General features: G+C 66.5%; 12 protein-coding genes. 2 read left to right on the top strand and 10 right to left on the bottom strand.

Annotation, left to right across the window (positions count from 1 at the left end; all coding sequences use genetic code 11):
- Nucleotides 1–150: 150 nt before the first annotated feature.
- Nucleotides 151–1578 (bottom strand): hypothetical protein, encoded by a 1428-nt coding sequence (locus tag KDG50_07690; GenBank protein ID MCB1865300.1) that lies wholly within the window; start codon nucleotides 1576–1578, stop codon nucleotides 151–153.
- Between the two features lie 101 nt (nucleotides 1579–1679).
- Nucleotides 1680–2417 carry a hypothetical protein gene (locus tag KDG50_07685; protein MCB1865299.1) on the bottom strand — a complete coding sequence of 246 codons (738 nt, stop codon included), beginning with the start codon at nucleotides 2415–2417 and terminating at the stop codon, nucleotides 1680–1682.
- Between the two features lie 629 nt (nucleotides 2418–3046).
- Between KDG50_07685 and bcp the strand changes: the two genes are divergently transcribed.
- The gene (bcp, locus tag KDG50_07680; protein ID MCB1865298.1) at nucleotides 3047–3517 is read left to right on the top strand and encodes a thioredoxin-dependent thiol peroxidase; all 471 of its coding nucleotides are present in this window, start codon (nucleotides 3047–3049) and stop codon (nucleotides 3515–3517) included.
- 58 nt (nucleotides 3518–3575) lie between these two features.
- Nucleotides 3576–4817 carry a hypothetical protein gene (locus KDG50_07675; protein ID MCB1865297.1) on the top strand — a complete coding sequence of 414 codons (1242 nt, stop codon included), beginning with the start codon at nucleotides 3576–3578 and terminating at the stop codon, nucleotides 4815–4817.
- Nucleotides 4818–4978: 161 nt separating this feature from the next.
- Here the strand turns inward: KDG50_07675 and KDG50_07670 are convergent, their stop codons facing one another.
- The 8 genes from KDG50_07670 to KDG50_07635 all read right to left on the bottom strand — a co-directional run bounded on the left by KDG50_07670 (nucleotide 4979) and on the right by KDG50_07635 (nucleotide 14020).
- A complete protein-coding gene (locus KDG50_07670) occupies nucleotides 4979–5809 on the bottom strand; it encodes a hypothetical protein (GenBank protein MCB1865296.1) in 831 nt (276 codons plus the stop codon).
- Nucleotides 5778–9338 (bottom strand): DNA polymerase III subunit alpha, encoded by a 3561-nt coding sequence (dnaE, locus tag KDG50_07665; protein MCB1865295.1) that lies wholly within the window; start codon nucleotides 9336–9338, stop codon nucleotides 5778–5780. Before dnaE ends, KDG50_07670 begins: the two co-directional genes overlap by 32 nt.
- A gap of 74 nt (nucleotides 9339–9412) precedes the next feature.
- Nucleotides 9413–9985, bottom strand: a complete 573-nt coding sequence (rnhB, locus tag KDG50_07660; GenBank protein ID MCB1865294.1) for a ribonuclease HII — start codon at nucleotides 9983–9985, stop codon at nucleotides 9413–9415.
- A complete protein-coding gene (gene lpxB / locus KDG50_07655; protein MCB1865293.1) occupies nucleotides 9982–11136 on the bottom strand; it encodes a lipid-A-disaccharide synthase in 1155 nt (384 codons plus the stop codon). Before lpxB ends, rnhB begins: the two co-directional genes overlap by 4 nt.
- 10 nt (nucleotides 11137–11146) lie before the next feature.
- Nucleotides 11147–11917 carry an acyl-ACP--UDP-N-acetylglucosamine O-acyltransferase gene (lpxA, locus tag KDG50_07650; protein ID MCB1865292.1) on the bottom strand — a complete coding sequence of 257 codons (771 nt, stop codon included), beginning with the start codon at nucleotides 11915–11917 and terminating at the stop codon, nucleotides 11147–11149.
- The gene (gene fabZ / locus KDG50_07645; GenBank protein MCB1865291.1) at nucleotides 11914–12357 is read right to left on the bottom strand and encodes a 3-hydroxyacyl-ACP dehydratase FabZ; all 444 of its coding nucleotides are present in this window, start codon (nucleotides 12355–12357) and stop codon (nucleotides 11914–11916) included. The genes lpxA and fabZ overlap by 4 nt, the downstream gene beginning before the upstream one ends.
- Nucleotides 12358–12421: 64 nt before the next feature.
- Nucleotides 12422–13468, bottom strand: a complete 1047-nt coding sequence (lpxD, locus tag KDG50_07640) for a UDP-3-O-(3-hydroxymyristoyl)glucosamine N-acyltransferase (GenBank protein ID MCB1865290.1) — start codon at nucleotides 13466–13468, stop codon at nucleotides 12422–12424.
- Nucleotides 13469–13501: 33 nt separating this feature from the next.
- Nucleotides 13502–14020 carry an OmpH family outer membrane protein gene (locus KDG50_07635; protein ID MCB1865289.1) on the bottom strand — a complete coding sequence of 173 codons (519 nt, stop codon included), beginning with the start codon at nucleotides 14018–14020 and terminating at the stop codon, nucleotides 13502–13504.
- Between the last annotated feature and the right edge of the window lie 2 nt (nucleotides 14021–14022).

The raw sequence follows: 14022 nt of genomic DNA, 5'->3' as shown, positions 1-14022 counted from the left end.
AAGGGCGGTTCATCCGCCGGCTTCTTGTTTCTCGCGCTGTCCGTTCGCGATTCCCTTTCACGCCTGCGCGCCCACCCGGCACCTGGCGTGACATCCAGTTATCGGTGGACGCGGACCCCGGTCGTCCCGGGGCCCGCATCGCCCATTCTGCTACTTCTTCTTGCCTTTTCCGATCCCGGTTTCGGTCGTCAACGTCGAGGTGTCCTCAACGAAGCCCGTCCCGTTGTTCAGCGGACACCCCTGGTTGTTGTAGGTGTCGAGCTGATTCTTCCAGGGCTCGTAGTCGCCGTTGGAACCCGGATACAGGTCGTTGAAGGCATTGATGACCTCCGCCGGCGTCAGGTCGTAGGACACATCTCCGATCGCGGCATTCAGCAGCGCCGCAACCGTGTGCCGACCCAGAGCATTCAGACCGCCGCCGCCGATGCGAACCACATCCAGCAGGGTCTGGCCGGGGAACGCATCCTCGAACACATCACCAAACAGGGTGTCCGGGGTGTACGGCGCCGTCCAAGCCCAGAAGTGCTGCGGCTGACGCCAGTAACCGGGGGTGCAGCCCTGGCCACCGCCACCGCCCGACGGCGGGGTGTAGGTGCAGACCATCACGGCCGGGTTTTCGTCGGTCACGACCGTGCCGTCCTCTGACGAGCTGCCACTCACGTCTGCGGTGTTGATGAACACGCCGGCATCGTTGCAGCGCTCGGCGACATCCATCGGCTCGAAGCCCGAATAGCCGCTGTCGATCGTGACGGACTCACCGACCGCCAGCGAACCACCCGGCAGCGGCACGTTCACCAGGCCCAGAGTGGCGTCGTTCAGCACGACATCGACGAGGTCCACGCCACCGGTGTTGGTGACAATGAAGCGATACTGCGCACCACTCGGTGCAGGCACGGTCGGCACGTCAAGGTCACCGACGTTGTCGGCGTCCGCCCAGGTCGCGCCACCATCCACGCTGATCTGCTTCAGCAGTTGGATCGCCGGCGGCGCAGCAATCGGCCCGATCGTGAACTTCGGCAGACCGGAGAAGTTCACCGTGAAATCGTTGAACGTCGACTGCTCGACGAACAGTTTCACGCCGATGTCCTTGTTCGCGTAATAGGTCGCCAGCGCGCCGCCGGTGACCGTGAAACGCAGATCGAAGTTGTCGGTTGTCGCACCACTGTTCAGGAAGCCGAACGCGGTCACTTCGCCGGTGATCAGGGTGCCGCTGAACGACATCGGGAAACCGCCAGCGGCCGGGATCGTGCCGGTGACAACGAGGTCGTTGCCCGGAACACCGCCGACCAAGGCCCCCGAGCCATCAACCACGATGTTCATGGTGATCGTGCCACCGAGCACCGGAACCGGAGAGTTGGCCGCACTGAAACGAGCGGAACCGCCCGGCGCCACCGCCGAGAACAGATCCGTCGTGGCATCGTAGGTCAGGCCGCCCGGCGCACCGTTGGCCTGAATCTGTGGATAGCCCGGGTTCACGCCCAACAGCGCTGCTGGCGCCTGCAGGGCTGCACCGGCCAGTACCAGGCCGATCATTGCGGCGCCGGCACGCGTCCTGAGATTGCTTGTCGTCGTGTTCATCGCTCGTCTCGCTCAATAGTTGCAGTGCTTATGCTTCCGTTCGTTCCTGTCGGCAGCCTTGGCACGCGCCACCCACGCGCGCGCCGCCGCCCCGACTTGTCCTAACTGGTGGCGGTGGCCACCTCACGCCGCTTCAGGCGCGGCGCACCAATGCTCATGAAAAACAGTGCCCCAACCAGCAGCGCAAGCGTGCCGGGCAGCGGCATCACGCGGGCCAGATCGCCCTGCGTCGAACCACCGGACCAGTTCTGCGCCAAGCCCGCCAGGCCGCCCGGGAAACCGCTGTTGCCGATCAGGATGCCGACCGCACCGCCGTAGTACAGCGGTGCGAGCGCGCCACCGGTGACCTCGAGCAGGAACTCCAGGCTTCCGGAGGCATCCTCGGCATAGCCGAAATCAAGCACCGTTCCCGTCAGCAGCACGCCGGACACGATCCCAAGCGAAGCCAATGAATCGATGTAGCCCGTGATCGTGAAACTGCCGCTCAGCAGGTCGCCCGTCGCCACATCGATGCTCGCGGACATGGACCACGAGCCAAAGGTGAACGAGCCAGGTCCGTCGAAGATGAAACAGCGATCCAAATCCGCCGTCAGGTCGAAGCAGAAACTGTCACCGCCAGGGACGCCCTCGGGGTCGTACAGCGTGATGTTTTCAGCCGTGCCGGCGAACGTGTAGCTGCCCGTCACGCCGTCCTGGGTGTAGGTCGAGGTGCCCGCGACGAAAATGTCGGGCGCATCGTTCTTCTGGAGGTCGAGCAGATCCGCCTGCGCGGAGCCGACGAACGCCAGTGCCGCAATGGCCAGCAGGTTGCGAATCCAGATCGTCGTGTGATGCTTCATCTTTAAGGTCTCAGTTGGCAACGTGGGGGTGGCCAGCCGATTTTTGTGACACCTTTCACATTTTACACTGGTCAAGCAAAATCAGTGCCATGTGTGAAGTCCGTCACATTCGGGTACCGCCCTGTCGCGTTAAGTGACTGATTTACAGATTGTTACAAAAGCCCGCACTTTCGCAGCGGCGCTGCGGATCGAACCCCAGACGACCCGAAAAGCCGGCGTTTGTAAAGTTCGGGCTCATTATGCGCCCGTGAGCCCGCGAACGTGTACCCCAGCCGCGCGCACGAAGTGACGAACCGCGTCACATTCTGACGAATCGAGTCCCAGACCGGACGCAATACCGGCCCGAGCGGACCGCCAAACGAGAAAACCCGCGATATTCGCCAGTTTTTGGGGGCTTCCGTTGCGCCAAGTCTCTGAGCGCGCTGGCAAACCCGGGCCGGCCCGCAACTTTTGTCGCACCAATACCCGACGTGGATGTAAAGCGAGATTTACAGTTTTCGCCCTGGTGCGGCCGGCTGGGCCCCATCTACGGGTGCCGCCGGAGCGCGTGAAAATTTCTGGCCGGATTCGGCCTGCAACGGTACACTTCGGCCCATTCTGACCGTGCGCCCCTGAAGAGGACCGTTTGAATGGCCGTTGAAGAAGGCAAATCCGCGCCACCGTTCACGCTGACCGACGCGGACGGCAACAAGGTGTCGCTGAAGGATTTTCGCGGCAAGCACGTGATCGTCTATTTCTACCCGAAGGACGACACCCCGGGCTGCACCAAGGAGGCCTGCGGCTTCCGCGACCTGTGGGCCGAGATCCAGGCCCACGAGGCCGTCGTCCTGGGCGTCTCGCCCGACGACGGCGCGTCCCACAGCGCGTTTCGCGAGAAATACCGCCTGCCCTTCCCGCTGCTCAGCGACCCGGACCGCTCGACGATGGAACGTTACGGGGCGTGGGGCGAAAAGACCCTGTACGGCAAAACCACCGTTGGGGTCATTCGCTCCTCGGTGTGGATCGGTCCGGACGGCAAGGTCATCAAACACTGGAAACGCGTGAACAACGCGGCCGAACACCCGCGCAAGGTGCTCGACGCCCTGCAGGCGGTTTCCTGACCCAGCCTGGTCGCCGGCGCACCAGCCGGCTGTCGCGCCCACGGCCCATCGCAACCGGATGACCGAGCGGTTCCAGATCGCGAGCCTGAACGTCCGCAACCTCGTGCCGCCCAGCACGCCGCGCGAGGCGCATTACTTCTACGAGCGGCATTCCCACCACCGCTACGACAGCCGCGATGAACCCGCGACCGACCGCTACGGGCAGAAGTGCGACTGGCTTGCGGCCCAGATCAACCGACTGAACGCCGACATCCTGTGCCTGCAGGAAGTCTTCGACCCACGGCCACTGGCCGATGTCATGGCCCGCACACGCTGGGCCGAGGCGCATGAGATCGCACTCGGCGGCACGCCCGCACCGCTGCGCACCCGGCGCGCCGACGGGCGCGACGAGTTCGTCTACGACACGCCGCTGGTCGCCGCCGTCGCGACGGGCGAGACGAAGATCGAGCGCTTTGACGTACTGGACGCCTTTCCCTCGGGTTTCGACTTCGACCGCGTGGTCGAAGACCCCGCCGGCCGGCGCTTTCAGCTTGAACTGACGGCCGGGGGCGAGTCACTCGGACGCTTTTCGCGACCGGTGCTCAGGCTAACGCTGGGTCTCGGGCCGCGATTCGCCGGGGTCAAGGGCGTGGACCCGGCGCAGGGCGCGCGCGTCACGGTGTTTGTCGCGCACCTGAAATCGAAACGCCCGCTGTTTGATCTCGCCCCGAACGGCAACGACGCCCGGCTCGCGGCCGATCTGGCACGGGAACACGCCATCGGTCAGGCGCGCGCGCTGATGCTGCGCGCCATCGAGGCGGCCGCCCTGCGGGCCTGGGTGGTCCAAACGCTGAGTGAGGCGCCGGAGGTGCCGGTGTTCGTGGTCGGCGATCTCAACGACGGGCCGCAGGCCGTCACCACACAGATCGCTGGCGGGCTGTCGCCGCCGCGCGTGGATCGCAGCGTCAGCCCGGACCCCATGCGGCGCGCGGAACTCATCGACCGGGTGGCCGACCTGTGCCTGTACAGCAGCTATCGACTACAGACCCAGCGCATCCATCGCGACATCTACTACTCGCACATCTACGACGGCGTCTACGACCTGCTCGATCACATCCTGGTGTCGAGCCACTTCGTGCCGCGCTACGCACGCGACGGCCTGGGCCGCGCGGCGATCGGCGAGATCGCCAGCTTCGCCGTGTTCAACGATCACATCCTGGATGCGGAAATCGACGATCTGCGCAGCGCAGATGTCGGCGCCCACGCCCACACCCGTTCGGATCACGGCGCCGTGCTGGCACGCATGGACTGGTACGAGTAGGGCCGCGCACGCGGCGCCGCCGCGCCCTGGCGCGGATCGTGAAGCCAAGGCAGGTCCAATTCCCGCCGGCGGCTGAAAACAAGAAAACCGAAAGACTTGTTCTTTCGCCCGCTACGGGTCTGGCCATGCCGGCAGGTTGACCACTGTCCCTGCACAGCCTGTCATCTCATCGCCCACCAGATGCTGGCCACGGCCAGCACGACGAGTACCGCGAGCCAGGCGACGCGGGCGGCCGAACCGCCGGGATCGCGCAGCGGCGGATTCAGCGCGACGCGCTCCGGTTGCGTGGGCCTTGCCGGTGTCGAGGGCAGCGGCAGACTTGCGACCACCTCGGCCAGCGCATCGCGCTCGGGCAGGCCCACGCGCGAGGCCGCCTCCAGCACCTGGGTGGTATCCCTGCCGACGCCATCATCCGGCGCCGGGGCCGCCTGAGTCACGGCGTCCTCTGGCGGCGGCATGGCCGCGGCCGCGGCGGCAACCGCCGCCGCATCCGGACTCAGCGCCGCGGCGTGGTCCAGCGGCTCCAGCCGGTACGGAATGCCCGCGGCCGCCAGACGGGCCGCCAGCGTGTGGGCGGAGGCAGCCGTCACGCGCCGGCGTACGACGATCTCCCGGCCGGCCAGCACACCGTGCAGATGGAAGGCCGGCACGCTGATGATGCGTGACAGGCGCTTGCGCAACAAATCGAGATCACTGTCGGGTTTCGCGTGCGCGGCGATCACCAGGTTGTAGCGCGCGCCGTTGTCGCGAATCGCGCCGCCGACCGGCTCGAGCCGGCATTGCGCGCCGACCTCGCGCAAGGAGGTCGCGAGTCGATCCGCGCGCTCGGCCGTCAGCTCACGCTTGAGCACGACGTCGGCACCGCTGAACATACGCTGCAACTGGCGCTCGTCCAGCCTGAACCGCTCCAGCAGCCGTTCGCGCAGTCCGGCGAGGTCCGCGTCGACGCAGTTGCGGGCCTCAAAAATGAGGTTGTATTTCTCTTCCGCCATTTTGAGGATGATTTCCCGCCGTTGGGTTGCCGTTCCCTGCCTTTGCTGTTGCGGAATTCTCGAACGGCGCGTAGCGAACTGCAACCGCCTGCGCACCGAAGCGCTGCCGCAGGCCCTTGAGCAGGCGCTGGCAGACGCGCACCCGCCAGCGCGGATCGAGGCTCAACAGCACGCGCGCACCGTTGACCCGGCAACGCACGCGGACCTCACACTCCCCGTCGAGATGCGGATTGAGCAGCCCGGCCAGGTCCTGCGCGGCCTGCCCCGCATCGGCCGGCAGATCGACCACCAGACGGCGCGCCTGGGCCTCGCGTGCGCGCTCGAACTCCATGAGCGATTCGGCGCGCATGCGATAGCCGCCCGAATACTCATCGACGCCGACGCTGCCACGCGCCACCACGATGGCATCGCGCGCCAGCCAGTCACGATTGTGCGTGTAGAGTTCGCCGAATACCGCGACCTCCACGCGGCCGCTGCGATCGTCGAGCGTCAGAAACAGCGCCGGCTCGCCGCGCTGCGTCTTTGCGCCACGCACCTGCACGGCCAGCCCTGCGATCGTGACCTGGGGCACGTCCTGACGGCGCGTGTATCCACCGTCGGCCGGCGGGCCGACGCTGATGTCGGCGATGCGCTGACCGGCAATCTCGCGCAGTTCATCCGCGCAGCGATCGAGCGGATGCCCGGTGAGATAGAGCCCCAGCGTCTCGCGTTCGCCGGCCAGGCGCAGGTCCTCGTCGTCGTGATCAGGCAGCGCTTCGGCAACGACCGGCTGCGCGACGGTTTCCTGTTCGACGGGCAGGCCGAACAGGTCGCTCTGTCCGGTGTCGGCCGCCTGGGCATGCTGCTCGGCGGAGCGCAACGCGGAGTCCAGCGCCGTAAGCGCTGCGGCACGGTTGCCGGCGATTGAATCCAGCGCGCCGGCACGGATCAGGGCCTCGAGCACACGCCGGTTGCATTTCTGCAGATCGACACGGCGGCATAGCTCGAACAGATCGGCAAACCCACCATCGCGATCGCGCTCGCCGAGCAGCGCCTCGATCGCACTCTGACCGACGCCCTTGATCGCGCCCAGCCCGTAGACGATCTCGCGATCGGCGCCGACGACGAACCGATATTCGGAACGATTGACGTCCGGCGGCTGGATGACGAGCTGCATCGCGCGGCATTCATCGATCAGCGTCACGACCTTGTCGGTGTTGTCCATGTCGGCCGACAGCACCGCGGCCATGAACGCGGCCGGGTGATGCGCCTTCAGCCAGGCGGTCTGATAAGCGACCAGCGCGTATGCGGCCGAGTGCGACTTGTTGAAGCCGTAGCCGGCAAACTTCTCCATGAGGTCGAAGATGCCCGACGCCAGCTGCGCATCGATGCCACGGGCGGTCGCACCGTCCACGAAGACGCTGCGCTGCTTGGCCATCTCCTCGGGCTTTTTCTTGCCCATCGCACGGCGCAGCAGATCGGCGCCACCCAGCGTGTAGCCGGCCAGCACCTGCGCGATCTGCATGACCTGCTCCTGGTAGACGATCACGCCATAGGTCGGTTCAAGGATCGGTTCGAGCAGCGGATGCGGGTAGACGACTTCCTGGCGGCCGTGACGGCGTTCGATGTAGTCGTCGACCATGCCGGCGCCCAGCGGGCCCGGCCGGTACAGGGCGGCAAGCGCGATGAGATCGTCAAAGCGCGATGGTTGCAGCTTGCGCAGATAGTCCTTCATGCCGCGCGATTCGAACTGGAACACGGCAGTCGTTTCGGCGCGCGAGAACAGCGCGTAGACCTCCGGATCATCCAGCGTCAGCGTGCCGATATCGACCTCGACCGGCGGACTGCGGCGCGCGAGATTCGTCACGGCCCAGTCGATGACCGTGAGTGTGCGAAGACCGAGAAAGTCGAACTTCACCAGCCCGATCGCTTCGACATCGTCCTTGTCGAGCTGGGTGACCGGATTCGCGCCGCCCGCCTCACAGTACAGCGGCGTGAAGTCGGTCAGCGCACTGGGCGCGATGACCACACCACCTGCATGCTTGCCGACATTGCGTGCGAGCCCTTCGAGCTTGCGCGCGAGATCGATGAGCATCTGGACTTCCTCTTCGGCGTCGTACGCGGCGCGCAGATCCTCGGACTGCTCGAGCGCCTTGTCCAGCGTCATGCCGATCTCGAACGGCACGAGTTTGGCGATCCGGTCGACATACCCGTAGGCGTGGCCCAGCACACGGCCGACGTCGCGCACCACGGCGCGTGCGGCCATGGAGCCATAAGTGATGATCTGCGAGACCCGCTCGCGACCATAGCGCTGCGCGACGTAATCGATGACGCGGTCGCGGCCTTCCATGCAGAAGTCCACGTCGAAGTCCGGCATCGACACGCGTTCGGGATTCAGGAACCGCTCGAACAGCAGGTCGTACGCCAGCGGATCGAGATCGGTGATGCCCAACGCATACGCAACGAGCGAGCCGGCGCCCGATCCGCGCCCCGGCCCGACCGGCACGCCGTTGTTGCGCGCCCAGTTGATGAAGTCCGCAACGATCAGAAAATACCCCGCGAAGCCCATCTCGACGATGACGTCGAGCTCGCGCCGCAGTCGTTCGACATACTTCTCGACCGGCGCGACGGGTTCGATCACCCGCAGGCGACGATCGAGTCCGGCGCCGGCCTGCGCCCGCACGAAGCCATCCAGCGACTCGTCGGCGGGCACGGGAAAGTCCGGCAGCACGCTTTTGCCGAGTTCAAGCCTGAGGTTGCAGCGGCGCGCGATCTCCACGCTGTTTTCCAGCGCTTCGGGCAGATCGGCGAACAGCTCCGCCATCTGTGGTGGCGAGCGCAGGAACTGATCGGGCGTATACGCCTTCGGCCGGCGTGGATCGGCGAGCGTGCGCCCGGCGTTGATGCACACGCGCGCCTCGTGCGCCTCGAAGTCGTCCGGCGACAGGAAGCGCACATCGTTGGTGGCGACGACCGGTGTCTGGGTCGCGACCGCAAGCTCGACCGCCGCGTCGATCCATTGCGCCTCGTCGCCGCGCCCGGTGCGCTGGATCTCCAGATAGAAACGGTCGCCAAACAGCTTGCGCCAGGCATCCAGCCGGCGCCGCGCCTGGCGCGGATGGCCGTCGATGATCGCCTGTGCGATATCACCCTCACGCGCACCGGACAGTGCGATCAGCCCATCGGTGTGGCCGTGCAGCCATTCGCGCGCGATGATCGGCAGTCCGCGCGCCTGCCCGTCACGATGCGCGCGGGTCAGCAACTCGCTCAGATTCAGATAACCCGTGCGGTCCTGCACCAGCACCGGCAGACGGGTCGGCGCATCGCTGCCGTCGGCGATCAGCAGATCGGCGCCGACAATCGGCTTGAGCCCGCGGCGCTCGGCGGCACGGACGAACTTCACCAGCGCGAAGAGGTTGCACTGATCGGTGATCGCGACGGCCGGCATGCCGGCCGCGGCTGCGGCATCCGCCAGTTCGTCGACACGCACGATACCGTCGACCAGCGAGTATTCGGTGTGTACGCGCAGGTGGACGAAGCTGGGGGTCATGCGCTCGGAGCCGGGGGAGACGTTAGGGCAGCGAAACGATACCGGCCGGCCGGGTTTCGTTCCAGACGGACCGATCAGGTCGCAGTTTCGATCAGCCGTCGTACCGGCGCAAACGAGCGCCGGTGTTCCACGCACGGACCGTGGCGCTCCAGGGCAGCGAGGTGTGCCGCCGTCGGATAACCGAAATGGCGCGCAAATCCGTACCCGGGGTAACGGTCATCGAGCACGCGCATCAGGGTGTCGCGCGCGACCTTCGCGAGGATCGACGCGGCCGAGATCACCGGTGCCAGCCGATCGCCCTGCACCAGCGGCACGGCCGCGCAGGGTAGCTGCGGCGCACGATTGCCGTCGACGAGCGCCAGCGCCGGCCGCACGGCCAAGGCCTCGACGCTGCGCCGCATGCCCGCCAGCGTTGCACCGAGGATGTTCAGACGATCGATCTCCTCGCGCTCGACGTGCACCACGGTCCAGGCCACGGCGCGCTCGCGAATCGCCCCGGCCAGCACCTCGCGCCGGGCCGCGCTGAGGCGTTTGGAATCGTCGAGTCCGGCCAGACCGTGATCCGGCGGCAGGATGACGGCCGCGACCGTCACCGGGCCGGCCAGCGGCCCGCGGCCGGCCTCGTCGATGCCGGCGATCCAGTTCATGGCGCCGCGCGCTGCGCGATCAGCCCCGCGACGGCGTCGGCCGCCTCCTGATCCGCGTCGCGACGCAGATCGGCGGAGATCGCGGAAAAACGCTCGCGCAGCGTGGCCACTGCCGCGGGCCGATCCAGCCAGTCGAACAGCGCCGTGCCCAGATGTTCAGGCGTCGCATCGGCCTGCACGAATTCCGGCACCAGCCGTTCGCCGGCGAGGATGTTGGGCAGCGCAAAGTAAGGCGTCTTGATCAGTCGACCGATCTGCGCGATCCATTGCGAAACCAGGCTCACCCGGTAGGCCACGACCATCGGTCGGCCAGCCAGCATGGTCTCGAGCGTGGTCGTGCCGGACTTGCTCAACACGACGTCCGCGGCTGCCATGGCGGCACGCGCCTGACCCGTTGCGGCCACGATTCGCACGTTCGCCGCGCGCGCCCCGATCAACTCGCGCAGACGCTCAGCGTGCGCGGCATTCGCGGCACCGAGCAGGAACACCAAGCCGTCGCGACGATCGGCGCACCAGCGCGCCGTGTCGACGAACAGCCCGCCAAGCCGCTCGATCTCGCCGCCGCGGCTGCCAGGCAGCAGTGCAATGACCGCCTCGTCGTTCAGGCCGAACCCGGCGCGCGCGGCCGCGCGGGTCGGCGCGCGCGCCATCTCCTCGGCGAGCGGATGACCGACATAGCGTGCGTCGATGCCGTGTGGTGCAAGCAGCGCCGGCTCGAACGGAAAGATGCACAGCACGCGATCGGCGGCCCGGCGCAGGGTATGCACCCGGCCCGCGCGCCACGCCCAGATCGTGGGGCTTACGTAGTGCACGGTCGGCACGCCTGCGTCGCGCAGACGCTGTTCGAGTCCGAGATTGAAATCGGGCGAATCGACCCCAACAAACACCGCCGGGTGCGCCGCGATCAGCTTGCGCGCCAGCCGTCGGCGCGCACGCAGCAGCGCCGGGATGCGGTGCAGCACTTCGCTAAGCCCGATGTGCGAGAGGTGTTCCATCGGAAACACCGACTCTAGACCCTCGGCCATCAGCTTCGGACCACCGACACCGATCGCCTCGATCGCGCCCACCCGCTCGCGCAGCGCGCGCAGCAGTCCGGCTGCCAGACGGTCGCCGGACGGCTCGCCGGCGACGATCGCTACCCGCAGTGCCAAACCCGCGACGTCAGCGCAGGATCCCGCGCCGCGAATCGCGCACGAAACTGCGCAGATGCTCGACCTCGGGACAAATGACCTGCGGGCCTTCCATTTCGACCAGCGCCTCGGTCACGCGCAGTCCGGACTTGTACAGCAGCTTGTAGGCGCGGCGCAGGCGCTGGGTGGCGTCGTCGCTGAACCCGCGACGGCGCAGGCCTTCGCTGTTGATGCCGTGCGGTTCGGCCGGATGTCCGCCAACCAGCACGTAGGGCGGCACGTCCCGCGTGACCACACTGCCCATCTGACAGAAGGCATGCGCGCCGATGCAGGCGAACTGGTGCACGATCGTGAAGCCGCCGAGGATCGCAAAGTCGCCGATCGCGACGTGCCCGGCCATGGAGGCGGCATTGGCGAGAATCGTGTCGTTGCCGATGATGCAGTCGTGCGCGACGTGGGTGTAGGCCATCAGCAGATTGCGATCGCCAACGCGGGTGAGACCGGAATCCTGGGCGGTGCCGCGGTGCAGGGTCGCGAACTCGCGGATCACATTGTCCGCACCGATCTCCAGCCGCGTCGGCTCACCGGCATACTTCTTGTCCTGGGGGGCTTCGCCGACGCTGGCAAACTGGTAGACATGGGTACGCGGGCCGATCGTCGTCGGCCCCTTGAGAACGGCATGTGGACCGATTCGGGCACCGGCGGCAATCTGCACACCGGGGCCTATGATCGCGAAGGGCCCGACTTCTACCTCAGTGTCGAGTTCCGCGGCCGGGTCGATGACGGCGCGCGGATCGATCAACTACTGAGTTCCCGGCGCGTGCACATGATTTCGGCACTGGCCACGAGCTTGCCGTCGACCAGCGCACGGGTGGAAAACCGCCAGATGCCCTGGCGGCGGCCGATCAGTTCGGCCTCGAGCATGAGTTGATCACCGGGGCGCACCGGGCGCTTGAACCGCGCCTTGTCGATGCCGACGAAGTAATAGAGCGCGCCGTCCTCAAGACCCTCGGGTGCGATGGTCTCCGAGGCCAGCAGCCCGGTGGCCTGGGCCAGGGCTTCGACGATCAGCACGCCGGGCATCACCGGCTGCTGCGGAAAATGTCCGGGGAAAAACGGCTCGTTCGCCGTGACGTTCTTCAGCGCGAGTATGCGCTTTCCGGTCTCGACCTCCAGCACCCGGTCGACGAGCAAAAACGGATAGCGATGCGGCAGACGTTTCTTGATCTCGTCGATATTCATGGCGCCAGCCTACACAATGACGCGCGAGCGGTCTATGCGGCGCAAAGCCCTGCCGCACCCGCGCTCACTCATCCGTTGAACGATCGTTTTTCACGCCGAGTCGGCGTTCAAGCACCCGCACCCGGTCAAGCAGTTTGTCGATGTTGCGTAGGCCCGCCATCACGCGCTGCCAACGGCGGTGCGGCATCACCGGGAAGGTGCTCGAGTAGCGGCCGGGCTCCGGCAGATCGGAAAAGATGGCGGCCTTACCCATCGCCTCGACGCGGTCGCCGATCGTGACGTGTCCGTTGACACCGACCTGACCAGCCAGCAAACAGTACCGCCCAACTGTCGTGGAACCGGCAATCCCCACCAGAGAGGCCATCGCAGTATGCGCGCCAATCCGACAGTTGTGTCCGATCTGCACGAGATTGTCGATCTGGACGTTGTCCTCAAGCACGGTATCGGCGAGTGCGCCACGGTCGACCGTGGAGTTGGCGCCGATCTGGCAGTCATCGCCGATCACGACCGTGCCGACCTGTGGCACCGGCGTCCACTGCCCGTCATGCATCGCCAGCCCGAAGCCGTCACCACCGATCACCGCGCCGGGCTGAATCAGGCAGCGCCGGCCAATGCGCACGCCGTCGCACAGGGTCACGCGCGCGACCAGCCGCGAGTCGTCGCCGATGCTGACATCGGCCCCGATCACTGAGCCGGCGCCGACATGGACGCGCGCGCCGATCCGGGTGCGGGCACCCACCACGGCGTTTGCGCCGATTTCGGCACTCGGATCGATCTCGGCGCTTGCATCGACCACCGCCCCGGTTGCAACGCCGGCGCGCAAGGGTGGCAGGGGATGCAGCAGACGCGCCGCGCGGGCGTAGGTGTAGTGCGGATCGTCGCTGATCAGCGCGGCGACGGGACAGGCCGCGGCATCGGCCTCGCGCAGGATCACGGCGGCGGCGCGGGTCTGGGCAAGCCGCTCGCGCAATCGCTTGTCGGCCAGAAAACTGAGCCGGTCCGGGCCCGCGGCCTCGAGCGAACCGACGCCGGTTACGCGCAGGTCCGGATCACCGCGAAGTTCGGCGCCCGTGGCGGCGGCGATATCGCCGAGTCGCAAACCCGCCGACAAGGCTAGAGGCCCGCGCGGATCGCCGGCGTCCGCCTAGGACTTGCCGCCGGTGTTGGAATTCAGGCGCTTCAGTACGGTGTCGGTCAGGTCGACCTGATCGTTTGCGTACAGCACGCCATCGATCAGGATCAGGTCGTAGGCCTGTTCCTTGGCAAGGGCACGCACGACCTCGACGATCTGCTTTTGCAGCTGACCGAGAATCTCGTTGCGCCGGAAATTGAAGTCCTCGCGGAACACGTCCTGATCCCGCTTGATTTCACGCTTTTTCGCATGAACGTCGCGCTCGAGCTGGCGACGCTCGGATTCGCTCATGATTGCGCCGTCGCGATTGAGTTTCTCTTCGAGCGCTTTCAGGCGCTTCTGCGCATTTACGATCGCCTCGTCGCGCGGACGGAATTCCTTCTCGAGATCCTTGCTGGCCGATTCGGCCTGCGGGGATTTCTCCAACACGTCTGAGAGATTGACGTAACCCACCTTCGCCGCGGCAGCACCGGCCGACCAGACCACTGCTGCGAAGACAACCCATGCCCGAAACGCCGATTTAGCGATCATTT

It is taken from the genome of Chromatiales bacterium (genome assembly GCA_020445605.1).
GTDB lineage: Bacteria > Pseudomonadota > Gammaproteobacteria > JAGRGH01 > JAGRGH01 > JAGRGH01.
Note: the sequence above shows the minus strand (reverse complement) of the source record. Positions and strands in the feature narration are given on the sequence as shown.